Annotated in this window: 21 protein-coding genes; 3 read left to right on the plus strand and 18 right to left on the minus strand. The window is 51.1% G+C overall.

The genetic code is table 11. The features are described 5' to 3' along the window. Positions 1–41 precede the first annotated feature (41 nt). The 8 genes from BDT_RS13875 to BDT_RS13910 form a co-directional block, all read right to left on the minus strand. Positions 42–1,517 carry a chemotaxis protein CheW gene (locus BDT_RS13875; protein WP_041577885.1) on the minus strand — a complete coding sequence of 492 codons (1,476 nt, stop codon included), beginning with the start codon at positions 1,515–1,517 and terminating at the stop codon, positions 42–44. Between the two features lie 9 nt (positions 1,518–1,526). Further along, positions 1,527–1,997 (minus strand): chemotaxis protein CheD, encoded by a 471-nt coding sequence (locus BDT_RS13880; protein ID WP_015091878.1) that lies wholly within the window; start codon positions 1,995–1,997, stop codon positions 1,527–1,529. A gap of 1 nt (position 1,998) precedes the next feature. Beyond that, positions 1,999–2,823: a CheR family methyltransferase gene (locus BDT_RS13885; RefSeq protein ID WP_015091879.1), complete on the minus strand. Its 825-nt coding sequence runs from the start codon at positions 2,821–2,823 to the stop codon at positions 1,999–2,001. A 2-nt stretch (positions 2,824–2,825) separates the two neighbouring features. After that, entirely contained in the window at positions 2,826–4,904 is a 2,079-nt protein-coding gene (locus BDT_RS13890; RefSeq protein ID WP_015091880.1) for a methyl-accepting chemotaxis protein, read from the minus strand. A gap of 291 nt (positions 4,905–5,195) precedes the next feature. Next, entirely contained in the window at positions 5,196–6,632 is a 1,437-nt protein-coding gene (locus tag BDT_RS13895; protein ID WP_015091881.1) for a S8/S53 family peptidase, read from the minus strand. After that, positions 6,633–8,054 carry a S8/S53 family peptidase gene (locus BDT_RS13900; RefSeq protein WP_235046135.1) on the minus strand — a complete coding sequence of 474 codons (1,422 nt, stop codon included), beginning with the start codon at positions 8,052–8,054 and terminating at the stop codon, positions 6,633–6,635. 125 nt (positions 8,055–8,179) lie between these two features. Continuing rightward, on the minus strand, positions 8,180–9,955 hold the full coding sequence (locus BDT_RS13905) for a sensor histidine kinase (RefSeq protein ID WP_419144695.1): 1,776 nt from the start codon (positions 9,953–9,955) through the stop codon (positions 8,180–8,182). 194 nt (positions 9,956–10,149) lie between these two features. Next, positions 10,150–11,847 (minus strand): NAD-dependent malic enzyme, encoded by a 1,698-nt coding sequence (locus tag BDT_RS13910; protein ID WP_015091884.1) that lies wholly within the window; start codon positions 11,845–11,847, stop codon positions 10,150–10,152. Between the two features lie 160 nt (positions 11,848–12,007). Here BDT_RS13910 and BDT_RS13915 point away from each other — a divergent pair, with 160 nt between their 5' ends. Then, the gene (locus BDT_RS13915; RefSeq protein WP_015091885.1) at positions 12,008–12,487 is read left to right on the plus strand and encodes a hypothetical protein; all 480 of its coding nucleotides are present in this window, start codon (positions 12,008–12,010) and stop codon (positions 12,485–12,487) included. 2 nt (positions 12,488–12,489) lie between these two features. On the opposite strand, the gene BDT_RS13920 is transcribed toward BDT_RS13915, so the two are convergent. Further along, positions 12,490–12,762 carry a GNAT family N-acetyltransferase gene (locus tag BDT_RS13920; RefSeq protein ID WP_015091886.1) on the minus strand — a complete coding sequence of 91 codons (273 nt, stop codon included), beginning with the start codon at positions 12,760–12,762 and terminating at the stop codon, positions 12,490–12,492. 156 nt (positions 12,763–12,918) lie between these two features. Between BDT_RS13920 and BDT_RS13925 the strand changes: the two genes are divergently transcribed. Beyond that, positions 12,919–13,452, plus strand: a complete 534-nt coding sequence (locus tag BDT_RS13925; RefSeq protein WP_041577888.1) for a YceI family protein — start codon at positions 12,919–12,921, stop codon at positions 13,450–13,452. A 22-nt stretch (positions 13,453–13,474) separates the two neighbouring features. Here BDT_RS13925 and BDT_RS13930 read toward each other — a convergent pair whose 3' ends face one another. From BDT_RS13930 to BDT_RS13945, 4 genes are all read right to left on the minus strand, one after another. Continuing rightward, entirely contained in the window at positions 13,475–14,116 is a 642-nt protein-coding gene (locus BDT_RS13930) for a response regulator transcription factor (protein WP_080602415.1), read from the minus strand. Positions 14,117–14,150: 34 nt separating this feature from the next. Further along, complete coding sequence (locus BDT_RS13935; protein ID WP_041577889.1) at positions 14,151–15,866, minus strand: ATP-binding protein; 1,716 nt, start codon at positions 15,864–15,866, stop codon at positions 14,151–14,153. Positions 15,867–15,929: 63 nt separating this feature from the next. Continuing rightward, on the minus strand, positions 15,930–17,483 hold the full coding sequence (locus BDT_RS13940) for a hypothetical protein (protein WP_235046137.1): 1,554 nt from the start codon (positions 17,481–17,483) through the stop codon (positions 15,930–15,932). Positions 17,484–17,611: 128 nt separating this feature from the next. Then, positions 17,612–18,709, minus strand: a complete 1,098-nt coding sequence (locus BDT_RS13945) for a 2-methylaconitate cis-trans isomerase PrpF family protein (RefSeq protein ID WP_015091891.1) — start codon at positions 18,707–18,709, stop codon at positions 17,612–17,614. A gap of 90 nt (positions 18,710–18,799) precedes the next feature. Here BDT_RS13945 and BDT_RS13950 point away from each other — a divergent pair, with 90 nt between their 5' ends. Then, positions 18,800–19,570 carry a protein-glutamine glutaminase family protein gene (locus tag BDT_RS13950; RefSeq protein ID WP_015091892.1) on the plus strand — a complete coding sequence of 257 codons (771 nt, stop codon included), beginning with the start codon at positions 18,800–18,802 and terminating at the stop codon, positions 19,568–19,570. Here the strand turns inward: BDT_RS13950 and mdtD are convergent. The 5 genes from mdtD to BDT_RS13975 form a co-directional block, all read right to left on the minus strand. Then, on the minus strand, positions 19,567–21,000 hold the full coding sequence (gene mdtD, locus BDT_RS13955; protein WP_015091893.1) for a multidrug transporter subunit MdtD: 1,434 nt from the start codon (positions 20,998–21,000) through the stop codon (positions 19,567–19,569). The two genes, BDT_RS13950 and mdtD, sit on opposite strands and share 4 nt — an antisense overlap. Positions 21,001–21,046: 46 nt before the next feature. After that, positions 21,047–22,711: an ATP-binding protein gene (locus tag BDT_RS13960; RefSeq protein WP_015091894.1), complete on the minus strand. Its 1,665-nt coding sequence runs from the start codon at positions 22,709–22,711 to the stop codon at positions 21,047–21,049. 123 nt (positions 22,712–22,834) lie between these two features. Beyond that, positions 22,835–23,329, minus strand: coding sequence for a Cys-tRNA(Pro) deacylase (gene ybaK / locus BDT_RS13965; protein ID WP_015091895.1), 495 nt, complete (start codon positions 23,327–23,329; stop codon positions 22,835–22,837). A gap of 33 nt (positions 23,330–23,362) precedes the next feature. Next, on the minus strand, positions 23,363–24,508 hold the full coding sequence (locus tag BDT_RS13970) for a CapA family protein (RefSeq protein WP_015091896.1): 1,146 nt from the start codon (positions 24,506–24,508) through the stop codon (positions 23,363–23,365). 85 nt (positions 24,509–24,593) lie between these two features. Next, entirely contained in the window at positions 24,594–25,262 is a 669-nt protein-coding gene (locus BDT_RS13975; protein WP_015091897.1) for an AlkZ-related protein, read from the minus strand. Positions 25,263–25,269 lie beyond the last annotated feature (7 nt).

Here is a 25,269-nt window from a genome sequence, read left to right on the forward strand (position 1 = left end):
TCCAGTACTTGTGCTGGTACGTCAAGTAATCAATTTGTTATTTATGCCGCGCGGACATCCAGACGATTCATAAGCTCTGGCACATCCAGAATCATAAACGTCTTTTTCACCCCAGCAAGATCGGTGACTTCCACAATTTCTTTCATATCCCCTTGCAAAGTTTTCGAGGCGTCGGGTGCCAGAACCGTGGGAATACGTGTCTTGTTGGCTTCGTCCACTGTGTCAATCGACTCTACGGAATCCACCAGCAGGCCGAATTTGTTTTGCTGACCTTTGACGATCAGAACCCGTGAGTTGGCAATATCTGTGGACGCCTTCATCCCATAGAAGGTGCGCAAATCTACGATCGTCACCACTTCTCCGCGCATCTTCATCATGCCCACGACATATTCCGGATATCCCGGTGGCCGCATCAGCTCCCCTTCGACTTTGGCAATTTCGTCAATAGAACTTAAACGCGTCGACAGAAGGAAATCCAGACGGAATGAAATATATGGTTTTCTTTCCGTTTTCGCCTTGGCGGCTTCAGCCTCTTTTTCGCGGTTGCCGTAAAGCGAGTCATGACCGCGGGTGATTGCCATAATCTCCTGATCGGACAAAATCTTGCTTTCATTCAAAAGCACAACGTTGGTTTTGTTTTCCTGCGCCAGCAGACCGCGCATCATTTCCACTTTTTCCTGGGCAAACATCGGAATCGGCAGCACTTCCTCTTCAAAGAAAGTCACGATGCTGTCGACACTGTCGACCATGAAACCGACCTGAATATTCTGCAGTTTCAAAATCACAATACGACGGGACTCAAGGTCCCTGGATTCCTCACCTTCAATCTTAAGGAACATGCGGAAATCCAGAATAGGAATGATCGTGCCCCGCAGATTCACCATGCCGATGCAGTAATCCACTGCCAAGACACTGCGTTTGATCTCAGGAACTCGAATGATCTCGCGAATACCCGAAATGCTCAGGCCGAATTCCAAATCCCCGGAACGCACCGTAATGCACTGGTCGCGTTTTGATGACTTGCGGGTCATCTCTGTGACCGTGTTACGACTTTGCTCCAGAATCTGCGGGATGTTTTCTATCTTAACCAGGGCTTCAGGATCCAGCACCTCTACGATACGATCCCCGCCATTCAACTTCAGCACACTGCTAATGACCGATTTGCGTCCCTCTAATGGGTTGTCAAATCGTGCAATATCCGCGGGCTGCACATTCAAAATTTCTGACGTCGAGTCAAAAAGCAGACCAATGCGCACGTTATTCACCTGCACAATCGCCACTTTCTTGACGCTGTTGTTGCCGGAAGTTTCCATATCCAGCAAACGGCCCATATCCACAATCGGAGTGACGGTGCCACGCAGATTGAAAAGTCCGGTCAGATAATTCGGCGCCAGCGGCACCAGTGTGATTTTTTCGGGATAGTTCACCACTTCCTGCAACGAGGAAATTGACAGGGCCAGTTCAGCCGGACCCAGGCGGAAAGAAGCAAACATCTTTGTATGAGAAGAATTTTTCATAGTTCCTTCCTAGGCCGTCTTGGGAAGCTTTTCGATGGCATAATCACCGTCCCCGGCGATACGCATCTTGGTTCCCTGTTCTCCGCCGGGTTCAAACGCCACGATACGGATACGATGCTTTTCTAAAACTGCTTTTGCCGCCTTGAGATTTTCATCCCCGACGACAAACTTGGTATAACTTTTATCCCCGTCCATCATGCGGCCGCCTCCGGCCACGATGGCTTCCAGTTCGGAAACGTCAGCCATGGTTGCGCCCATTCTTTCCAGCATGCGGGGAATAGTCTGACTGACATAGCGGGCGTCTTTGTCCTCTTTGAAGGTTTCCGGGTACGGCAGCAGGCAGTGAGCTAAAGCCCACTTGTTTTGGCGTCTCCACACCAAAGCTATACCCACACACGAACCCAGCACAGTCTTTAGCACCTCGCCGTTTTCAGCGATCAGGATCTGACCAATTCTGACGTGGTGTTCGACCGGCAACATATCAGCCCTTCATATAGATCAGAGGTTTTTTAAAAGTGAACTGAGTCTTGTGGCGCGCCAAAGACTCGGACTCACCCAGAATCAACATGCCTTCAGGCTTCAAAGCCCGGTGCACATTTGAAAGTACAAGCTCCTGATCCTGATCATTAAAGTAAATCAGAACATTGCGCAAAAAGACGATATCAAACATCAGACCCTTCGGTGGCACCTTGTGCAGATTGTGCTGGAAAAACTCCAGATTGGCGCTGATCACCGGGCTGATGCGGAAACTGCCATCAGCCTGTTCGCGGAAGTATTTTTCCATCAAAACAGGATGACGGTTCTTAAGTTCATCCAGAGTCCGGTCTTTAAAGACACCCGTGCGAGCCTTCGCCAGAACATTGGTGTCAATATCCGAACCCATGATTTTGTATTTGAAAGAAGGATGCTTGAAGCGGAATTCTTCGCAAGCCATTCCCAGGGAGTGAGCTTCTTCACCCGTGGAAGAGGCGGCTGACCAGATTCTTAGAATCGTGTCCGGATTCTTTTTATGCCACTCTGGCAGGTATTCGTTCTGGAAGTAATCCCACACGGTCTGCGTGCGGAAGAAATGAGTTTCGTTTGTTGTAACCAGGTTGACGAAATCCTGGATCTCGACCTTCCCCTGTTCCAGGTGGTCAATATAGTCTTCCAGGGATTCAAGCCCCAGAAGACGCAGACGCGGTTTGATGCGCGCCGTGAGCATATCACGCTTACGCTCTTCCATTGTGATTCCGGTATGTGTCTTCACCAAAGAAAGCAGCCTTGTCAGGGCTGCTCCTTCGAGTTTTTTAGCTGCTTCTGCCACGTCTACACCACAAATCTGGACACTGTTCTGTTCAACTCATCAGCTTCCTTCACCAGTATTCCGGTGTTGTTCGCGATGGTTTCGGATGACTGCGCTGATTTTTCGGATTCTGCAGCAATGTGCTGGATCGAAGCGCTGACACCTTTGGCGGCTTCCGACTGCTCTTCCGCTGCCAGAGTGACTTCAGAAATGGACTGGGTGGTCTTTTCGATACCCGCCACGATTTTACTGAAGGCTTCACCCGCTTGTTTTGAAATCGAACTGCCCTGTTCCACACGTTTGGTGGATTCGTTGATCAGCTTGGAGATTTCTTTCGTCGCCTGGGAGGATCTTTCCGCCAGCTTACGAACCTCGTCCGCAACAACCGAGAAGCCCAGACCGTGTTCACCGGCACGAGCCGCTTCGATCGCCGCATTGAAGGCCAAAAGATTTGTCTGACTTGCGATTTCGCTGATCACTTTGATGATCTCGCTGATGTCTTCAGACGACTTGTTGATCAATTCCATGGCCTCAATGGATTTGGAAATGGCCTGGCTGCCCTGTTCTGCTTCCTTCTGAGTGACTTTCGCCAGTTCATTGGCCTGTTTCGTATTATCAGCAATAGATGCGATGGAAGCTGTGAACTCTTCGATGGATGCGTTCATTTCCTCGACGGTCGCACCCAAACTTTGCGCTCCCGCAGCCACAGAAGTGGACTGTTCGGCGATGGACTTCGAGGAGGTTCCAAAGCTATTCGCAGAAGACACAACGATGGAGATCACTCCACGCAGGTCCACCATCATTTTCTGAATACCATCCGCCAGCTGGCCAATGGCATCTGCACCTGAAACCGTGATCGGTGAAGTCAGATCGCCGGCCGCTGCCTTATTTACAGTCAGCAACAGGGAATCCACTTTCATCTGATCTTCTTCGGCTTTTCTTTTCACTTCCTGTTCAAGCTCTACCTGTTTGGTGATATCGCTGGCGAATTTCACAACCTTATAAGGTTTGCCATTCATATCCATGATCGGATTGTAGGTCGCCTGGATCCAAATCGACTTGCCACCAGCACCCACGCGCTGATAGCGACCGGAATCAAATTCACCACGGTTCAATTTGGCCCAGAAATTCGTATAATCAGCACTTGCCGTATATTCGCTGCCGCAGAACATACGATGGTGCTTGCCCTGGATTTCAGTCAGACCATAGCCCACTGTCGCCAGGAAGTTTTCATTGGCACTGATAATTGTGCCATCCATATTGAATTCAATCACCGCCTGAGCTTTGCTGATGGCGGAGATTTTTCCGGCGTCTTCTGCAGCTCTCATTTTTGCGGCAGTGATGTCTGTGGCAAACTTCACCACTTTGAATGGTTTGCCATCGGCATTGAAGATCGGGTTATAAGAAGCATTGATCCATACTTCGCGCCCGCCCTTGGCAAAGCGTTTGAATTCGCCCGCCTCAAATTCGCCACGCGCCAGCTTTTCCCAGAACATCTTGTATTCAGGGGAAGCAGCAAAAGCCGGATCACAGAACATGCGGTGATGATGGCCCTGGATATCACCCAGGCCATACCCAACAGTTGCCAGGAAGTTTTCATTGGCATTCAGGATCGTACCATCCAGATTAAACTCGATCACGGCCTGAGCCCGGCTGATCGCCATGACTTTGCCTTCATATTCAGAGGTTTTAGTTTTAGCCGCCGTGATGTCGGTGGCAAACTTCACCACTTTGCACGGATTGCCTTCGTTATCAAAGATGGGATTATAAGAAGCATTGATCCAGATCTCTTTACCAGCTTTGGTGATGCGCTTGAATTCACCAGCAACAAATTCACCTTTACCCAGAGTCTGCCAGAATTTTTTGTATTCGGGACTCATACCATACTGGGGATCACAGAACATGGAATGGTGGTGATTTTGAATTTCATCCAGGGAGTAACCCAATGCGCCCAGGAAGTTTTCATTGGCTGTGATAATGGTGCCATCAAGGTTGAACTCAATGACTGCCTGCACCCGGTGCAAAGCCTTGATTTCTTCACGGAGGCTGGTCAGTTCATCAAGCTGGGGACTTTGATCTACTAGTTTACGTGCAGTGCTCATCGAAGGTCTCTCCTTACAAATATTCGACCTACAACTGTTCGGTAAGAATATTTCGCAGGACGAGAGCAAGTTTTTGTTTTGTCTAAATCTTAATCTTTACGCTAAAAGGCGAGAAAATTAGGAATCAGTAATCAAGTAAACTAATAGACATTTTATGGGGTTTGAGTTCCTAGCAAGTTCGGAACCGGCGACTTGTCTTGCGGGGCTGTAATAAATAACCTGCAACCCCAGTATAAGCTCATACCAATGGGTGATTTTTTTTCGCTCCCATTTTTCTTGTTTACAGATCTTTTACCGCTCTTTTTTGAGATTATGGAGCGATTCCATGATGATAACTCGACCTGTTTCATCATACTTTTGCAGGAATTCTTGCGCTCGACTTGGATAAAGAGCATTGCCGTTTTTAATCGCAAGCACCAATGCTGCCCGGAATGAATCATCGAGTATCTGCACGTCGCGCAGGGCCCCGCTGTTAACATAGTTTTTCTGCACAGCCGTGACCGCCTGCCTTCTGACTTTGGCTTGCATGGCTCGGGGATTTGTTTGAATCAAAACCATCGAATCATAGTTATCCGCATTCACGCTATAACCTTCATTGCGATAAGCACAGGACAACAGTTGCGCATACCGGGCGTGCTGCGGGTTCAGAAAGTACTGACGGCGCAGTTCATTCATGTGCTGCTGGGACAAAACATCCCTGCCCTGACACAGATTCTCGGTCACCGCTGAGAGCGCCGACCTGGCAAAACGATAATGAACTGAATTACGGATTTCAGTCTGCAGGCACTGGTGATTATCTTTGCACACCGCCTTCAGATTCTGGGCCACGCGCCATGCTTTGTAGGCATTCAACAAGCCGGTTTTATTTTCGGGCAGATATAAACTGTGGAAAGAGCGAAGAGCCGTTTTCTTCAGCAAGAACTCCACATCCGAGCGACTCAATGACGGCAGCAAGGACTTTACGTTCGCAATCGTCGCTGAAACCAAAGGTGTCGCGCCGCTGGTGGCTCCAAACAGGGCCCTGGCCCCCATCCCGTCAATGGCCGCTTGATAGTCATCACCCGGGGCAAGAATGTCCAGTTGATCGGATTCCTGCGAATACATGGTCTGCAGACCCCGCGGCGAATAAGATCCCACACTGATCACCGGCGCCAGACGCTCGTGATCTTCAATCTTCAGCGGATGCGAGTTGCCTGATGCCATCACCCAGATGATTCCCATCTGGTCGGCTTGCTGGGCATAGCGTGTGACTTCAGATGTTTCCCAACCCATGGAATTGGAAATGATCCACGGACGGACCGGCATTGATTTTATTTCCTGCAGGACGGAGTAATAGAAAATATCCGGACTGACCCGACGAAGCTGCACGAAGTCCACAACCTCGGAAGCCGACACCATCCCCGGCCAGTTCAGAAGACTGGCAACACTGGTCCCGTGGCCACCATACCCGATTTCGCCCATCCCACCGGAAGCGGTGTCCACTTCGATGTCCCGGGTCAGCTTTATATGGTCTTTTTCAAATCCACTGTCATAAACAGAAACCGGCACCTTCACCAGGCCCGGTGTCTGCCGCATTTCCTGTTTCACCAGATCCGCACCGATGTATTCCTGCGCCCAGTACGGGGTCAGCTTTTCGCCTTCCACATCCAGGGGTTTGCGGTCTTCCAGCTCTACAAAAGCCAGAACCCGGCAGGAAATCATCAATGACAACAAAAACAGAAACTTCATTTAGGGAATCTCCACTTTCGTGGTGTTGTCATAGGCTTTCAACAGCTCCCCGGCCCGATAGTCGGTCATCTCGGCTTCGCCTGCCTGAGCCTTAAGCAGGGCTTCGCGGAAGGAGTCATTCAGAATCTGCAGGTCACGCAAAGCCGCACTGGCATTGTAACCATGCAAAACCGCCTGCACGGCCTGGGTCTGAATCTTGTTCTGCAAAGCCTTCGGGTTTTCATGAATCAGGGCGACATTTTCATAATAGTCAGCATTGATGCTGTAGCCTTCGTTACGATAAGCACAAGACAGCAGACGCGCATACGCCGTCTGTTCCGCATTCAGCAGATACTGCGCGCGCAGCGAATTTATTTCAGCCTTCGCCAGGGCGTGTTTGGATTGACAGACAGATTGGATGCGCGGGCTTAGGGACTTGCCTTCAAACAAATAGTTCTGACGACTGTCCATCTGAACCTGAACACAAGATGCATTGGAGCCGCACGCCGCATGCAGGCGCTGCACGACTCTAAAGAAACGATAGGCATTAAAAAGTCCTGCCTTGTTTTTTTCAGAATACAGACTGTGGAAAGAACGAATCGCCGTTCTTTTAATCAGAGCTTCAACTTGCGCACGGGACAAAGACGGAATCAAAGCCCTGGCATTGGCGATAGAGCCGGAAATCAACGGCGTGGCCCCGCTGGTTTCACCAAACAGAATTTCCTGGCCGTTGCCGTCAATCGCCGCCTGGTATTCATCAGCCGGTGCCAGAATATCCAGCTGGTCCGATTCCTGGGAAGACAGTGTTTGCAGACCCCGCGGAGAATAAGAACCCACGCTGATCACCGGAGCCACTCGTTCGTGCTCGACGATTTCACTGGGATGATCATTACCCGCCGCCATCACCCAGATAATACCCATCTGATCGACTTCGGTGGCAAGCTCCAGCACAGACTCGGACGTCCAGCCCATGGAATTGGAAATCACCTGCGGCTTTACCGGAAGTTCTTTAAGCTCTCGAACAGCCCCAAAGTAAAATACGGCCGGGGACACTTTTTTAAGCTGTACATAGTTCACAAATTCAGAGACTGAAACCATCCCCTTGCCATTGATCAACGCAGCCACGCTGGTGCCGTGATGCCCTTTGATCGGACGATTCCCGTTCATGGCGCGATCCACCGGGATATCGAAGGCCAGATTGATATGCTCTTTTTCAAAACCAACATCATACACGGCCATCGGAACACGCGGCAGATTCGGCATCTGGCGCATTTCTTCTTTCACCAGATCAGCACCGATGTATTCCTGTGCCCAGTAAGGCGTCAAACGCCCATCTTCGACGAGCAAAGGCTGGCGTTTTTCAAGCTCCACGAATGCCCCGGCCTGGATGGTATTGAAAAGCACCATAACACAAGCGAGAATGTGGATTTTTTGATTTCTCATAGCAAGCCCCCTGTGGGACTTAACAATGCACTCGGCATGCCCGCCCAGAGTCACCAGAGGCTGATCCAGACACCGATGCTGTCTAGGCCCCTGAAACCCGGCAGGATTTGTCACTGGGAAATGTCTCAGGTCGAGACAGAAGGAAATACCAACTTCACTGTCGTACCCGAGGCCTGGCTGACTGAATGATGAACCGAAGACACTTCCACCTGACCGCCGAACAGCTGCATATATTCAGCAATCAATGAGGTGCCAAAGCCGGTGCCTTCTTCGTTGCCGGTGCCCTTATGGGAAAACAGTTTGTTTCGATTGAACAAAAGGTGCACTTCATTGGGATGAATGCCCATTCCCTGATCCCGGATTTCAAGCACCACAGAATCACCCTGCCGCTGAGCCAACAGGCGGATTTCCCGACCCGGCTCGCAGAACTTGATGCTGTTGGAAAGAACATTGGAAAGAACCTGATTGACCAGCGCAGAACGATCCGCCCGCACGCAAAGATCATTTTCGATTTCCACTTCGATCAGCAGCTCTTTTTCCTCAATCTGCCACGAATAATGATTCACAGCCTCCCAGCATGCCGAAACCAGTTCCACCAGTTGCATTTCGGCGTTCTGCTTGAACACGTGGTAAACTTCTTCCTGACGAACAGATTTCAGAATCTGATTTAATTTGTTAGTAGACTTGTTGATGCGATCCAGGTGCGCGTCCGCCGCCTTGGCATTGACATGATCTTTCAGCATTTCTGAATGATACAAAAGACCCGAAACCGTGTTGGCCACATCATGAGAAAGCACACGCACCAGACGGTGATAGCGTTCCTTGTCCACGGCCGCCTGCTGGGCCAGACGCTTTTCTTCGTCCAGCACGCGGATTTTATAAGCCAGCCCCAACGACAGCACGATCATTTCACCCAAATTCGCCAACAGCAGTGAATACTGGGTGTAGATGTTGCCCGTGATAAAACCATGGATGGAGGCAAACCAGATAAAGGTTCCGATCAACACCACCAGCCAGCTCATCAGGAAATACGACGCCAGTCTGTGACCATAGCGAATCAACGAATAAAAACCGCAGAAGATAAAGAACAGGATCGCCGAGCCGATCGAAATATCAATCAGGTACCCCAGAAAGAACAAACCCCGGTAGGTCGGCGCAAACAAGCTTCCCACCATTGTCACCAGCGACAAGCCAGCAAACAGGCGAAGTCCCCAATACCCGACCGAGAATTCTTTTTTAATGCTTAAGAAGCGTTCAACGAACAAGCTGGCTGAAAAAAGACTGACAGACGAAAAGAACATCAGATAGTTCGAAAAAACAAACCTGCTGTTCGGAAGCAGATAGCTGTCAAAAACCCCGTGCAACACCAGCGCCGTCACTCCGAAGCTTGCCGCAAACAGTGAATAGCTTAAGTGGTCCTTCTGCGTGGTGAACAGGCCCAGCAGAAAATTGTACACGACCAGCGAAAAGATCCCGCCCAGATAGAAATAGAAAATTGTGCGCGACAGATCGTCCTGATGCTCAAGCTCCGCGGCGTCCGCCAAAAAGACACGCGTATTTAAAGCGTGATGTGAATCCCGTTTGATAAAATAAGTGGCGGATTCACCGGGTGCAAGCTCAATGGGAAATGCCCCAAAGCGGCTTTGAAATGCCCGCTCAGCCATTGGCAGCCCGGGCCCGGAAGCCCATTGCGAGGTCTCGCCCTGCTTCTGCAAATACAGGCGCCCCATCAGCGGAGCATCGAAGTAAAGCACTTTTGATTGAACAGCGCTCTGCTCGTTGTGCAAAGAAATCTTAAACCACTGATCCTGTTCGGTGTAACCCCGGGACAGTTCTTTGGCTCCCGGGGGGTGAAACTGCACCGCTGCGGGACTCTTGACACTGGCAGCGGTTTCTCCCATTTGCACCTGGCTGGTGATATCAGTCACCGCCGCCTGGGCCTGGAACGCAAATAAAATAAGGAACGTACAGATGGAACGAATGGGTGGCTCCGAAACATGTCAATTGACGCTAGTTTAGTTGCTTTAACGAAATAGCAGCCAAGGATTGCAAGTTCAAGCTAAGCCTCGGTCAAGACTATTACAATCCCGCCACACTAAGAAGATGCGTGCTTATAACTGCGATACTTCGGATACCAATAGTTCTTATCGATCAACACCAAAAGCTCTTCATCAGAAACTTTCATCGCCACATCGTCGGCCTGCGCCGCTTTCGCCACAGCGAAGGCAATCGTGCGAGAAACCTTTTCGATCTGCGAAAGTTCCGGCAACAATGCCCCTTTGCCATTCTGGGCCAGCGGCGAGCAATCCGCCAAGGCACTGCTGGCAGCCATCAGCATCGAGTCCGTCACACGACGAGCACCGCACGCCAATACGCCCAGACCGATTCCCGGGAAGATGTAAGAGTTATTACACTGAGCAACGGGGTAAATCTGATCATTCATATGCACCGGCATAAACGGACTTCCCGTCGCCACCAGAGCTTTGCCATCCGTCCAGCGCAGAATATCCGCCGGAGTCGCTTCCACCCGAGAGGTTGGATTCGACAACGGCATCACAATTGGATGTTCGCAGTGGCTTTGCATGGTGCGGATGACTTCTTCGGTGAACAGACCCGGTTGCGCAGAAACACCAATCAGAATTGTCGGCTTGGCATTGCGAACCGTATCCAGCAACGAGATCTCTTCGTTGGTGATATCCCACGCCGACAAGGTTTCCATTTTTTGCACCAGTGGACTTTGGAACTCAAGCAAGTTAGGCATCTTGTCCGTCAACAGACCGAAGCGATCCACCATGAACACCTGCTTGCGGGCTTGTTCATCACTGAGCCCTTCTTGTTTCATTTCCGCGATGATCTGTTCGGCGATACCACACCCTGCGGAACCTGCCCCCAGGAAAGCCACACGCTGATCACGCAGGCGTCCGCCATTGGCGCGGCTGGCAGCAATCAGGCAGCCCACGGTCACCGCGGCCGTGCCCTGAATATCATCATTGAAACTGCAGATCTCATCGCGATAGCGCTTCAGGATCGGCGAAGCATTTTTCTGAGCGAAGTCTTCAAACTGCAACAGCACATCCGGCCAGCGGCGTTTCACCGCCTGCACGAAGGCATCGACAAAGTCTTCATACTCCTGACCTGTCACACGCGGCTGGCGCCAGCCCATATACAACGGATCATTGATCAAAGCCTGATTGTTCGTGCCCACATCCAGCACCACCGGCAAAGTGTACGCCGGACTGACACCACCGCACGCGGTGTACAGGGAAAGTTTGCCGATCGGAATGCCCATGCCACCGATGCCCTGATCCCCCAGGCCCAGGATGCGCTCGCCATCGGTCACGACGATGACTTTGACTTTTTGTTTGGTCACGTTGCGAAGCATTTCGTCGATACGGTCTTTGTTCGGATAGGAAATAAACAGACCGCGCGAAGCACGATAGGTTTCAGAGAAATGTTCGCAGGCTTCACCCACCACCGGCGTGTAAATGATTGGCATCATTTCGGTCAGATGATTCACCACCAGGTGATAGAACAGTGTTTCGTTGGTGTCCTGCAGATTGCGCAGATAGACGTGTTTGTCGATATCGGCTTTCAGCAGACGATACTGGGAATACACACGCTCGGCTTGTTCTTCGATGGTTTCGATGGTCTGAGGCACCAGGCCGTGCAGATTTAAATGCGTGCGCTCTTCTTCGGAAAAGGCACTGCCTTTGTTCAGCAAAGACATCTCAAGCAGGACAGTTCCAGAGTACGGAATATAAACAGGGCGCGCGTATTTATTGTCGGTTTCCACGAATAATCCTCAAGTAAAGGAAGGGTCGTTATGAGCATGAACCTACTCCTTGCCCGCCCTATAGGCAAGCAATGGCCCTTGCATAATTTACCCAGTGAAATTCGTAAAAACCCGCCCCCTGCCCTTGCCAAACTGCAGCCAGAGGACTATGCATGGGTCCATGAGAAAAAGCCTTCTGTTATCTTTGTTTGGCCTGTTGTTTTCTGCTCAAAGCTTCGCGGCAGTGTTGCATTTTTACAGCAACCCCCGCGTGCCACAGCCACTGTTCCACGTAACTCTGGAATACAAGTCTTATGTGTACGAAGCCGACACCCGTGAAGGCGGCCGCCGTGTGCCTGCCCACCACCTGCCTGCCGGCCACATTCGCGTCGAAATCCCGGATGAGCTGGTTAACGAACAGGCTTTGCTGGGGCAAATGGGACTGCCATTTGATTATAATTTCGTCTGGGACAACCAGAAGACGTATTGCTCCAAACTGGTGGGAATTGCCCTGAACATGAAGCCCCTGCCAATGAGCTTCGCCGGGACCCACTATGTGAAATATTATCCGGACTGGATTCATCGCAATGATCCCGGAATTTCTCCGGATCAGATTCTTGAATTCGGCCTTGAACACGGCCTTCAGATTTACCCTCAGTAGCTTTAAAGCAACATTCCCGACTCTTCGGGATGTTTGCTAAACCAGTGCGCCACATACGGACAGGTCGGGATGACTTTCACCCCTTCCTGTTTGGCAAAATCCAGAGCCGCTCGCACCAGCTTATCCCCCAGGTTCTGACCTCGCGCCGCTTCCGGCACCACAGTGGAATAAAGATCCAACGCATTGTTTCGGCCCCGGCGATACGAAAGAACACCTTCCCCGGCTCCGGGGATTGCCAGCACGAATTTGTCATTCAGTCTGTTTTCCACTTTCATATAGTCTCCTTATACGGACCATCTTATCTTGAAACAAGGTCCCAAGATAGTTCCATATTTGCAACAATATATTGCAGATATGTCTCCTTACGCAACAATCCAGACCGTGGCAGGATGAATCCATAACGAACACTCATCCCCTTGAAGGAGGAACTTATGACAACTACCAAATGGAACATCGACCCTATGCACTCCAGCGCAAACTTCACGATCAAACACATGATGATTGCGAAAGTTCACGGCGGTTTTGAAAAACTGACTGGCAGCCTTTCTTTGGATTCATCCGACATTACCAGATCTTCGATTGAAGCTGTGATCGATGCATCCAGCATCAACACCCGTGAAGCCCAGCGCGACACCCACTTGAAAAGTGCTGACTTCTTTGATGTTGAAAAATATCCGACCCTGAATTTCAAATCCACGAAAGTGGAAAAAGATGGCGACGACCTGAAGGTCACCGGAGACTTGACCATTCATGGCATCACCAAGGAAGTGGTTCTGGCCGTGGAAGGCCCGACTGCTGAAATGAAAGACCCGTATGGAAATATCAAAATCGGGATTTCTGCGACGACCAAAATCAAACGCAAAGACTTTGGCTTAAGCTGGAATGCGGCTTTGGAAGCCGGTGGCGTGCTGGTCGGTGACGACGTCAGCATCTCTTTGGATGTCCAGTTCGCGAAACAGGTTTAATTAATTAAAAACGGAAGGGCCTTTAAGCAAGATTGCGCTTCAGGGCCCAGACGCTGATTTCAACCGCGTTTGACAGATTCAGCTTTCTCATCACATTGGTTTTGTGAGTTTTGATGGTGTGTTCAGAACACTCCAGACATGCAGCCACTTCTTTGTTGGTTTTGCCTTGCGCGATCATGCGCACGACTTCCAGCTCACGCGGAGTCAGCACATTCGTCAGGCGTGGTTCTTCCATGACCTTTTCAAGAGCCGGGCAAAGATAGTGTTTGTCCTGGATCAGGGATTTCACCGCGTCCTCAAGAACATCCATGGCAGAAACTTTCGACAACAACACCTTCACACCCAGTCGCTGATACTGGGCAAGGGTTTCAGCATCTTCACACTGAGTGACCAGCATGAACTTCAGATCCGGACGTGCGGAAGATGCCATCGTCAGAAGCTCCAGACCGGACTGACCTGGCAGCATGTGATCAAGCACCACATAATTCACATCAAGACTTTTCAGATTTTGCATGGCGGAAGCCACAGTGGAAGCTTCACCCAGACACTGTATCTTTGCAGACAAAGAAGTCAGAGCCACACGCAGCCCATGACGGGTCACCGGATGGTCATCAACAATAAAAAACGATACAGGACTTTGAAGTGTGTTCTCTAGTGTGCTCATGCTTTACCAACTATTCTCTGCTCAGAGTAACAGGTCAACCAAATAACGGCAATTGTACACGGACCAGAGTCCCTTCTCCCTCTGAAGATTCTATGATGAGCACACCCCCCATTTGGGTGATAAAGTCTTTTGTAAAATGAAGACCGATGCCGAACCCCCCGCCAGTGGCCATTGACGCGGCTTTGGAACTGAACAGTTCATCAATCAATTCCTGCGACATCCCAAGTCCATAATCCTGAATATTCAGCTCGATGTGACGTTCAAGCTTTTGACCGGTCACACGCACCACACCTTCACGCGGACTAAAACGAATGGCATTTGAAAGAATATTGCGAACAACGGCCTCCAACACTTTGCCTGATCCCGAAAGATGGACTTCATGCTCAGGCAGATCTTTGTGCAGTTGAATATTCTTTTGCATAAGCTGCGGTGACAACTGCTCGATCGCAGCATTCACGCGGCCGTTGAAATCGATACTGCGCTGACTTTCATCTTCATGGCTCCAGGCCAGAACATCACGCAACAGATTCATGGATGACTTGTTCGCATCACGAACCTTTTGCAGGGACTCCACCGGGGTTTGATCCCCGCTTTGTTTCATCTGATTGATGACTCCGGAAAGCAGCAGCTGCACGCCGGAAAGCGAACCCGTCAGGTCGTGGGACAGCACGGTCTGCACCTTGCGGCTGAAGCGGGTCATCTGCAGAATCTGGGCATTCAGCTCGCGCAGAGTGCGGTTGCTTTCCTCCAGATCCGTCACATCCATCAACACATAGATCTTAGCGGTTTCAGGCCCCTTGGTCATGTGCACCGTGTGTTCGACAATTCGGAAGGATCGGCTGGCATACTCAAAGGATTCTTCACCCGCAATAATTTCGCGTATCACGGGAATCTGGGAGGCTCTTTGCCCAAAGTCGGTCGCGCCCAGATCCAGCACCTTTTTCGCGGCCTGATTGCAGTCCCAGAACTCGCCATGGGTGTTCAGCACGATGATCGGATTAGGCAGGTGATCAAACACACTTCTTTGCGCCAGGGTGCTGATTTCCAGAAGATCCCCGCGAACCGCGGCATAGTTCAATGCCAGCATCGAAGGCCAAATCCCGGCGACGGTCAATTGGGTAAATTGCGGCTGAAGTTTAAAAACGGTCTGCCCCAGAACTTCGGCCCCCACTGGAATCACACTTGCCAGAAACATGTAAAACGCATGCCAGCGGCGCGGGCCTTTCTTGGTGGCCAGCACCCAGAAATAAATCAGGTACAGAACCAGAATCCAGAAGAACGAGTACATCAAATTGGTTTTTTGCAGCGGACTGCGGTCAAAGATAGGAAGACCTTCAAAACCCTCGACCAAGCGGAAGTTAAAGAAGATCCAGTCTTTCGCAAAAGGAAAACCCAGCATCGAGATAAGATTCGCCGCGATCACGACTGAAGGAAGCACATACAGAATCCACTGCCAGCGCCTGATTTTTTCCCACACATTCGGAAGGAAGATGGCAGTTCCCACTAGCACCCAGGTCACACACAAGGGTGGCAAAATCAGCTGGCGCAAATGAGTCATGAAGATTTTAACGGCCATGTCATCAATCACCAGAACGGTGATGATTGAAAAGGACCAGACAGCATAGGTTATCTGAATGCTCAGAATCATCCGATGCAGCAGCTGTCGGCGATACGGCCACAGATAACAACTTAAGACCGTACAAACCGAAAACGTCAGCATCAATGAGAGGAACACCAGAAGAAATACCATTGTTTAAAATTCTAACCATGGTATCAAGGCTGCGCAAATTCATTGAAAGCTGACGCTAAGGGCCTAATGAACCCCGCGGCGGGCTTGAAGTTCCTTGATGATTTCTTGAGACGTCTTGGTCTCGGGCCGTTCCGTGCGAACACCCCGCTGGCTTTCCAGAGGTTTGACACCAATCAGTTGCGAGATGAACTGCGAAGTTCTTGCAACCGTGTTGAAAATCGCCACCGGATTCTTATTCGGAGAGCCCGCCAATTCTGTGTCTTTAGCCAAATTACCTGCCGCAGATCCCACGGCATAAATCGGCAATTTCTCCCCGCTGGCATCCGCATACTGACGGGCCACAACGGTCTCTGACAGATTCAGCTCTTTCAGAGGGCCCATAACATCCACCAGCTCGGGACTTTTAGCCACATTAGAAAGCAGCTGACCATTCAGATTGGTATAACCTGTGGAATCAATAATCATGTCGCCTTCAGCCTGACTGACGATGTTGTTCTTCGCATCACGTGCAGTCACTAAATAGCGACCATTCCCAAGACGCTCGACCTTTTCCACATGACCCGGCAAACCCGTAACACGATTCTTCTGGTATTGCGGCACGATCATATCAACATAGCGATCCCAGCCGCTTTGGCTTTGAATGTATTCTTCCGCTGTGCGGAAGGTGTTGCCGATCCATTGAATCTTGAAATCTTCTTGAGTTTTAACATGCGGATTCAAGAGCCCCTCGATGGCGATACGGGATCCATCACCGTTTCCAATGATGATCAAATCACGTGGCATGTGCACGCCCAACTGCTGCAAACGGCTTTCACGCAACGACACCAGGAAGGCGTCGGTGCTCATGATCGGGCGCAAGACAGTGGGTTCGGCCTGATGAAGCTTTTGGAATTCCGCAAAGGCTGCCTGGTAAGAGGCGTCTTTGACTTTGGTCCCCACTTCGCCAAGGCCTGTTCCCAGAATCACATTCTTAGCGCGCAAAGTAACACCCTGATCGGTCACCACTTCAATCTGCAGCTTGCCATCCACCATCACCTTGTTCACGGCAACAACGGTGGTTTCAAGCATCACAGGAACTTTTGAAACATACTGCTGACTTTGGATATGAGTCGCAAGCTGGGTTGAATGTGCATACATCTGCGACGTCAGATGCGAGAGACTGCCCACCCCACCCGGGAATTCATGCATGGACAGACGGTGAGCTTCAATACTGTTGATATAGAAATCTTTTTCCGCAAAAGTCTTGGCCACCAGATCTGTTTTTTCAACCACCAGGGATTTCAGATTGGTTTTTCCCAGCACCAACGAAGCCGCGGCACACTGCGGACCCGCGCCCAGACACAGAACATCCAGCTCAATGGTTTTGCCTTTGTTTTCTTTTTTAAGTGCCGTCGACTGACGGATCATTTCCTGCATCAGGAATTCAGACACCTTCAGACTTTCCTGCTGCTCTTTTGCAATACGTTTTAATGTCGCAGGATCCTGCGGGAAGGGCTTGCCACCACTTTCTTTCCAAACACTGGGAGCAAAGACAGATTCACAGGTCGGCGCGGCCTGAACAGCGGGCACCACCAGCATCAGCGAAATCAGCAGGGATAATAAACGTGTCTTGCTCACAGGGACCTCAAAAGCCAAAGGGCAAAATCGCCCGAAGCCCTTAAAGCAACCGCTATGCCACCATATTCCCCCGCTGAAATCGTTCAGAAGACATTCAGCTGTTCAAAATTTTTACATCAAGCCCGTTTTCAGCCGAAGATACGGCCCGCAAACAAAAGTCTCGCAGTTCTGAAAAAGCTGCCACTGACCGCCGTCCACTGCCCCTTTTCCTGAGTGACGTCAGCGTTCAAGGTCAAAACCCCTGACGGCATTCCAATCTGCACTTCATTTGAAATACCACTGGCAAGTTCGCTGACCACTGTTCCTGGAATCTTGGCGGCCACGGCGGCACACAACGACACCGTCAACGGCAAAGCCTTGTGCGGCTGCCCGCTGGCGATCACGCGCATGGAAAAATTCATCCCGTCTGATGACGGCGCACTGACCAGGGCGATGTACGGAACGGCGATCGAGTTTTTGGCAGCTTCCAGATCCGGAGCTATCCCCATTTTCACGGAGCCCAGTCGGCGAACCAGATCCAGTTTTTTTAGCAGTTCCACTGAGGCTTCCAATTGCGCCGGCGTTTCAGCTCCGGTCAGTCCCAGATCTTTCGCCCGTACAAACACACAAGGGTTCGCAGCATCCAGCAACGTGACTTCCATGGACTCGGATTCAGAAACTTTCAAAGTTTCGCGAACCTGCCCGGTGGGCAGAAGCTTGCCGGTCACCGCACCGCCGGGCTGCTGGAACTCAAGCCGCACTGGGGCTGCGGTGCCGCTGACTCCGGGAATGGCAAAGTCACCCGCGAACACGGGTTCGCCATTTTCCACCGGGAAATAGGAATGAATGATTTTCGAGGTGTTGGTATTAAAAATGCGCACACACGCTTCATTGCCCGAGGGTTTCACCCACCCAGCCATCACCGCAAAGGGACCCACGGCGGAACTGACGTTGCCGCAGTTGCCTTTGTAATCGACCTTGGCTTCCGTCACAGACACTTGGGCAAAGGTGTAATCCACATCCGCATCTTCGCGTGCCGAGGGCGACAGCACGCTGACTTTGGAAAGTGACGAAATGCCTCCGCCCATGCCATCCAGCTGACGACCATGACTGTCCGGACTTCCCAGGCAGGACAGAAAAATCTCATTCCAGAGCGCCGGATCCGAAGGCAGATCGTCTTTCTTGAACACCACCACACGACTGGTGCCGCCTCTCATGTAAACTGCCGGGAAAGATCGCTGTGCCATTCATTCGCTCCTTGGAAATACCGTGAAAACCCCGACCATCATCCAGTGAACTGACTTATGCCTGAAGGGTGTCCTGCCGAAAAGACTCCCATGGGTAAGATCATTTTGCCACTTCTTTTGCTGTTCTGTCAGGCGGGCTTTGCTGCCGATGATCTGTCGTCCTTTGCGACAAACCTGGACACCACCTTGCGCTATCTGAATAACCGCGAAAGCGTGCCGTGCAAAACCGAAAAGCCCACTGAAGCCAAAGTGGCCACCGCCACCCTTCAGGGCGACAAGGCCACCGTGATGAGCGAAGCCGATGCTCAGAAACTATTCAGCGAACTTAAATCCCAAGGGGACATCCCTTTTGAATTTTCCATCGCTGGATGTGAAGAGCGTGCCCATGAAATGTCACGCCTGATGCTGCTAAAGGGTATCACACCGCTGAAAGTCTTTGCGTCAGTAAACGAAGATGAATCCCCGCGCCTGCGCCGCCCGAATCCCACCAAAAATGGGATGACCGTCGACTGGAAATACCATGTGGCCCCGGTGGTGCTGGTGAAAAGAGGATCGGAACTGGTTCCGTATGTGATGGACCCGTCCCTAGAGAAAAAAGCCGTCCCGGTTACGGAGTGGCAGGCCACCATGACCCGTCACAACCCGAAAATGAAAGTGAACCTGAAGTTCACACCAGCCGCGACTTACAATGACGCAGGCACGATCCGGGTGAATTTTAAAGACAATGATTTCAACAAATCTGTGCAGGGCACCTTGAAAGAATACAAAGTGCGCAGCAAGGAAGTCGATGGCGAAGACAACCTGTGGTTTGAACTTATGCGCAACGAAGAGCGCATGATGATGATCGACGAAGGTTACTAATGCAGTGACGGTTCGCTTTGCGGGATGGGCTCTTTCTTGCGCTCACCGACCGGCACCTGCCAGAAGATCGCCGCCGAACTGCACGTGATCACCCCCATACAAATGAAGGTCCACTGGAACGTGCGTAAAGCGCCGTGATTTACTGATCCAAACTGATCCGAAAACCCGGTCAGCATCGCTCCGGCCGCCGCGACGGCCAGACTCATCGCCAGCATCTGCATCATCGAATAAAGACTGTTGCCACTGCTGGCGTATTCACTGCCCAGATCTTTCAGGGTCAGTGTGTTCATCGCCGTGAACTGCAATGAATTCACCCAGCCAAAGAAGAACAACTGCACCAGACGAAGCCACATGGGCTGGGATTCCGACATCAGTGCAAAACTTGCCATGGTCAAACCCACCAGCAAGGTGTTACCAACCAGCATGTTGCGATAACCGGTGCGCGTGATTAAAGGCGTGGCAAAACGTTTGGCCATAATGCCCGCCACCGCCATTGGGATCATCATCATCCCCGCGTAGGAAGGCGAATAACCCAGGCCCACCTGCAACAGCAGAGGCAGCAAAAACGGCATCGCCCCGCTGCCGATCCGGGCAAATAAATTCCCCAACAGACCGATGTTGTAAGTTCCGATTTTAAAAAGATTCAAAGAAAACAACGGCGCTTCTGTGCGCCCGGCATGCAGCCAGTACGCCGCAAGACTTGCCAGACCGAACACCAGCAGAATCATCACCAAACCGGGACGAAGCCCCAGTTCGGCCAAACCCTCCATCCCGAAAGAAATGGAAACCATACTGAAAGCCAAAAGCACATAACCTGAAATATCAAAGCGCGATGCCTTGGCACCGCGAATATCCGGCATCAGCTTATAGGTTGCCCAACAACCCACAAGCCCCACCGGGATATTGATCAGAAATATCCAGTGCCATGAAGCATACTCCACCAACCACCCACCAAGCGTGGGACCGATCAAAGGCCCAATCAGGCCGGGAATGGTGACAAAACTGATGGCTTGCAAAAACTTATCCGCCGGGAACGCACGAAGCACCGCCAGACGTCCTACCGGAAGCAGCAACGCCCCACCCGCCCCTTGCAGCACGCGTGAAATCACCAGTTGCGGTAACGTTTGAGAAAACGCACAACACAAAGATCCCAAGGTGAAAACCAGGATCGCGCCCAGATAAACCTTCTTGGTTCCAAAGCGGTCGGTGATCCATCCCGATGAGGGAATCAACAATGCAATTGTCAGGGAGTAAGCAATCACCACGGATTGCATGTAAAGGGGGCTTTCCCCCAGACTCTTCGCCATCCCCGGCAGTGCGGTGTTAACGATGGTGGAATCCAGGGTCTCCATGAAGAAACCAATGGCGACCAGCCACAGTAAAAGATTTTGGGATCGTTCGTCTGAATTCGCTGAAGCAGCAGAGGCCATAAAAACTCGATTTCTATGATTCCCCTGATCTTACAGCAAGTGCGTGTCAGCCACAATCACTGCGCGAATGCGTATAGTTCGCACTGTTAAGTTCCACCAGACTGCGAATCAACTGAGGCACGGCAAAAGGTTTCCCCATAAAAGAGTCAAACCCTTCGCCCAAGGCCTTGGTTTCGCTGCCTTTATCCACAAACGCCGTCAGGGCAATCATCGGAACCTGTCGGGAAAAGCGTGTTTCCCCGGCGCGTATCCGATGCGCGAAGGAAAACCCATCTTCACCGGGCATACTCAGATCACACACAATCAGATCGAACACTCCTTGAGACAGCAGGGCTTCCTCGACCGAATCTGCCGCCACAACATCTGCGCCGTTGATTCTTAAGACCGTTTCCATCACCTGAAGTGAGTCTTTATCATCATCCACCACCAGAATATGAGCCCCTTGCAAAGGTTTGGTGTTGCGCGATGGCGCCATCGTGGCCGCCTCATTGACGATTTCACCCTGCTTGTTCCAGGCGGGAATTGAAAATGAGAACTCCGAGCCTTTGCCTGTGCCCTCGCTGCGCGCGATGATCGTGCCTTGATGCGCTTCCACCAAGTGTCGGGAAATTGAAAGCCCTAAACCCAAACCGCCAAATTTTCGCGTGGTCGAACCATCGGCCTGACGGAATCTTTCAAAAGCCTGGGGAATGAAGTCTGCATCCATCCCCACGCCTTCATCTTTCACCGACACGGAAAAGCTTGGCCCCTGACGAATCACGGCCACTTCAATGCGGCTTTTGGCGTGTGAAAATTTGATGGCATTGATCAGCAGATTATTGACGATTTGCTTCAGACGCTCGACATCCCCTTGAATCATGGCGGTCGCAACACCTTTGACGATCTCGATATGGATGTCCTTTTTTTCGGCCATCAGCCGAACGGCATCCACGGCCTGATTTACCACATCAACCAGATCGACCGGATGTTTTTCCATGTGAAAACGTCCCAGCAGAATGCGGGATGAATCCAGCAGGTCCTCGATAATGCGGGTCTGATTGCGCGCATTGCGTTCGATGGTTTCAAGACCCAGTCGCGCATCCTTGTCCCCGGGACTTGCCTCCAGCAGAATTTCGGCCCAGCCCATAATGGAATTCAAAGGTGTGCGCAGTTCGTGGGACACGGTCATCAGGAACTCATCTTTGGAGCGATTGGCTTCTTTCAGTTCTTCAATGCGTTTTTGCAGATCATTATAGTTGTTCAGATTCTCGATACTGACCGAAACCGAATCTGCCAAAGCTCGCAACAGTTCGCGCTGCTCGTCGGTGGGAACTCTTTGGTCTTTCCAGTAGGTGCCGATAGCCCCGATGGGGGCTTCCCGTCGAATGGGGGTCATCATCATGCTTTTAACAAAGGTCGGACGATAGGCGTCCCAGGGAACGCGTTCGTCGCGATAGATGTCTTCGATGATCACCGTTTCTTTGTGCAGCATGGCCCAGCCAGAAACGCAGGATTCCAGCGGAAAGCGCTGCCCCTTCCACAAGGGACTGATGGCGTCCTCATCGGCATAGAAACAGAAATCCCCGTCTTTTAAAACAAACGTGGCTCCGTCTGCATCGGCAATCACCCGAGCCGCGGTCCGCACCAGCTTTGTGATTTCATCCAAAGACCGGGTCGCAGACAAGTTCTGAATCACTTCCACAAGCTTTCTTACACCGCCCTCATAGGACATGAAACCTCCGAACAAGCGCTGGTTTCAGCCTATGTGGGTTCAAAAAATTGTCCATCAAAGACAATCTTGAGAATCTTGAAGATGTAAACAAACAAGAAAACAGCTATTCAAAGGCCATTGTAATCAAGAAGCTTTAACACCAACCTGCACCAACGTGGGCTGCAAAAGCCGTTGCACTTCCTGGGGCTTCATTGAAACCAGGAATCCGCGCTTGCCCCCGTTGATGAATATCAGATCCAGATCCAGAATGGTTTTTTCCATATACACCGGCATCTCGCGCTTGGTTCCAAAAGGCGACGTGCCACCCACCTGATAACCCGAATGGCGGTCCGCCACTTCCGGCTTGCAAGGTGAAATCGTTTTCACACCCAGTTCGCGCGCCAGTTGTTTGGTGGAAACCTGCAGATCCCCATGCATCAGAACCACAAGGGGTTCTTTCTTTTCATTTTCCATAATCAGGGTTTTGATCACATGATGCTCGGGCACACCGAGCTCTTTTGAAGAGTGAGACGTTCCGCCTTTTTCTTCATAGGGAAAAAGATGTCCGGTGTACTGCACGTCATGCTTCTGCAGTTCACGAATGGCCAGAGTCACGGGGAATTTGTCTTTGTCGCTCATGGATTTAAGTGTAACCCCGAAGGACGGTGCAAATCATTCACTTTTCGTGCACAGATGAGTCATCAGGTCCCCGGCAACATCCAAGCGACGCTCTTGACCGTACATACTTGCAACGTGATCAAAAACCGCCTGATTTTTCGTGACCGGATAAATCTCGGTACCGTCGCGATATGTCGGTGTGTAAGAAGCACCAAAGATCTTCACCCGCCCCCCGGTTCGGGCCAGCCCCAGATAAACCACCAACCCGGTTTTGCGAGCCAGGCCTGCCTGGCCTGCCACAAAGTTCCCCAGTGAATATGCCACCAAAGTTTCACGCCCGTCTTTGGTGACATATTTTTCCCACGGCTGCAGCACGTGGGGATGCGAACCAATGATCGCTGTCACGCCAGCGTCAAGATAACGTCGCGCAAAGGCTTTCTGACGTGAATCCGGAGAATGCTTGTATTCCTGCCCCCAGTGCGGCAGCAGAATCAGCGCATCAACACTGGAATCCGCGGTGATGCTTTTAATCAGATCAACCATCTTGTCCGGATTCTTATAACAGAACAGCACCTGATCTTTGCTGTCGTTGTGACCGTTGCTCATTTCTGTACAGCCCAAAAAGGCCACGCGGAAGCCTTCGATAGAAACAATCTGATGAAAAGCTCCGCTGCGTTCTGATGACATGCGAATTCCCACCGTGGGAATTCCGACATTGCGTGCGGCCCGGATGGTTTTATCAATTCCCAGCCAACTGCGATCCAGCGAATGATTATTGGCCACCGTCAAAAGATCGTAACCCGAACGATACAGATCCGACAAAATGCGCGGATGATAGTTAAAGGAAAAATTAGACCCCGAATACACGACCTCGTCATAGATGAAACCAACGTCCCCGTGATCCTTGCCCCGCTTGTCGACCCCCAGGGCCGCAGGGCCTTCCAGATTCCCGACTGAAAAATGGGCTTTCATCATCAAGGGGTCCGTGCGCCGCCAGATCTGATTGAAATGCTGAGTGCCGTTGACGACCGCCCGGTACAAGGCTTCATGCACCAGAATGTCGCCCACAAAGGACAGACCTATGCGGTCCTGCCCTTGCTGACACTCGGTTTGAAACCTGACTTGCGGGGCCGCCAGCGCGCCTGAGGTGTGAATGAAAAGAACCGAAATCAAAAGAAGAATGAAGTGATGTCTTTGCATGACATCACTTTTTACTGATTTTAAAACGGAGGCAAAAGAGGGCTGCGGGTTCTGAAGAAATACAGCGCTGGCAACAGGCAGGAAACTAAAGCTGAGAGCTGCTTTTCACCATCTTCTGCGCGTATTTGAAAAACGGATTGTCAGAGCCCAGCTTGTTTTCCAAAAAAGCTTCCGCCTTGTCTGGATTGATGCTTTGGGATTGCAGCCACAGGTCTTCAAACAGATTTTGGGCCGCGGCCATATTCAACGACGGGAAGCTGGAATCCTGCACTTCTCCATAACCCACCACAAACAGATAGTTCCACAGGGGCTTCATCGCCCGATTGTAATGGCTTTCCATCAATTTGCCCTGCCAGCCCAGGTTTTCCTTGATCACCTTGGTTGATTGCGGGGAATCCAGTAAAAAACTGTCCAGAGCTTCCTGACTGGAACGCGGCAACTGAATGCGCCCCTGTGAGCTTCCCAGATACGCCAGCATATTCAGATAAACTTCTTTCGAGAAAAAAGTCGCGCGGTTGCGGAACCACTTGGCATAGATGACTTCTTCACTGCGCGAAAGCTCTTCACGCAAAACCCACATTTCCACCACGCGGTTGTCACCATCCTGGTCCCATTCCCAGCGCATTTTCGTGCGCGGGTAAAGTTCGGACCACAGACTGGCGGGCTCTTTGCGGTTTTCCAGCGGATACACCAACAGGCATCCGCGTTCGTTGATTGCCTTTATCATCTGGGCTTTTTTCTTGGTTGAACTCATGGGGAAA

Source organism: Bdellovibrio bacteriovorus str. Tiberius (assembly GCF_000317895.1).
GTDB lineage: Bacteria > Bdellovibrionota > Bdellovibrionia > Bdellovibrionales > Bdellovibrionaceae > Bdellovibrio > Bdellovibrio bacteriovorus_F.

What these genes read in the sequence shown, in the direction of transcription:
- BDT_RS13880 (WP_015091878.1), bottom strand. Translation starts at nt 1,997, where the DNA reads ATGTTGCCGGTCGAACACCACGTCAGAATTGGTCAGATCCTGATCGCT.
- BDT_RS13935 (WP_041577889.1), bottom strand. Translation starts at nt 15,866, where the DNA reads ATGGTATTTCTTCTGGTGTTCCTCTCATTGATGCTGACGTTTTCGGTT.
- BDT_RS13900 (WP_235046135.1), bottom strand. Translation starts at nt 8,054, where the DNA reads ATGAGAAATCAAAAAATCCACATTCTCGCTTGTGTTATGGTGCTTTTC.
- BDT_RS13905 (WP_419144695.1), bottom strand. Translation starts at nt 9,955, where the DNA reads ATGGGAGAAACCGCTGCCAGTGTCAAGAGTCCCGCAGCGGTGCAGTTT.
- BDT_RS13925 (WP_041577888.1), top strand. Translation starts at nt 12,919, where the DNA reads ATGACAACTACCAAATGGAACATCGACCCTATGCACTCCAGCGCAAAC.
- BDT_RS13945 (WP_015091891.1), bottom strand. Translation starts at nt 18,709, where the DNA reads ATGGCACAGCGATCTTTCCCGGCAGTTTACATGAGAGGCGGCACCAGT.
- BDT_RS13920 (WP_015091886.1), bottom strand. Translation starts at nt 12,762, where the DNA reads ATGAAAGTGGAAAACAGACTGAATGACAAATTCGTGCTGGCAATCCCC.
- BDT_RS13970 (WP_015091896.1), bottom strand. Translation starts at nt 24,508, where the DNA reads ATGCAAAGACATCACTTCATTCTTCTTTTGATTTCGGTTCTTTTCATT.
- BDT_RS13960 (WP_015091894.1), bottom strand. Translation starts at nt 22,711, where the DNA reads ATGTCCTATGAGGGCGGTGTAAGAAAGCTTGTGGAAGTGATTCAGAAC.
- BDT_RS13975 (WP_015091897.1), bottom strand. Translation starts at nt 25,262, where the DNA reads ATGAGTTCAACCAAGAAAAAAGCCCAGATGATAAAGGCAATCAACGAA.
- BDT_RS13895 (WP_015091881.1), bottom strand. Translation starts at nt 6,632, where the DNA reads ATGAAGTTTCTGTTTTTGTTGTCATTGATGATTTCCTGCCGGGTTCTG.
- ybaK (WP_015091895.1), bottom strand. Translation starts at nt 23,329, where the DNA reads ATGAGCGACAAAGACAAATTCCCCGTGACTCTGGCCATTCGTGAACTG.
- mdtD (WP_015091893.1), bottom strand. Translation starts at nt 21,000, where the DNA reads ATGGCCTCTGCTGCTTCAGCGAATTCAGACGAACGATCCCAAAATCTT.
- BDT_RS13890 (WP_015091880.1), bottom strand. Translation starts at nt 4,904, where the DNA reads ATGAGCACTGCACGTAAACTAGTAGATCAAAGTCCCCAGCTTGATGAA.
- BDT_RS13950 (WP_015091892.1), top strand. Translation starts at nt 18,800, where the DNA reads ATGGGTAAGATCATTTTGCCACTTCTTTTGCTGTTCTGTCAGGCGGGC.
- BDT_RS13930 (WP_080602415.1), bottom strand. Translation starts at nt 14,116, where the DNA reads ATGAGCACACTAGAGAACACACTTCAAAGTCCTGTATCGTTTTTTATT.
- BDT_RS13875 (WP_041577885.1), bottom strand. Translation starts at nt 1,517, where the DNA reads ATGAAAAATTCTTCTCATACAAAGATGTTTGCTTCTTTCCGCCTGGGT.
- BDT_RS13915 (WP_015091885.1), top strand. Translation starts at nt 12,008, where the DNA reads ATGAGAAAAAGCCTTCTGTTATCTTTGTTTGGCCTGTTGTTTTCTGCT.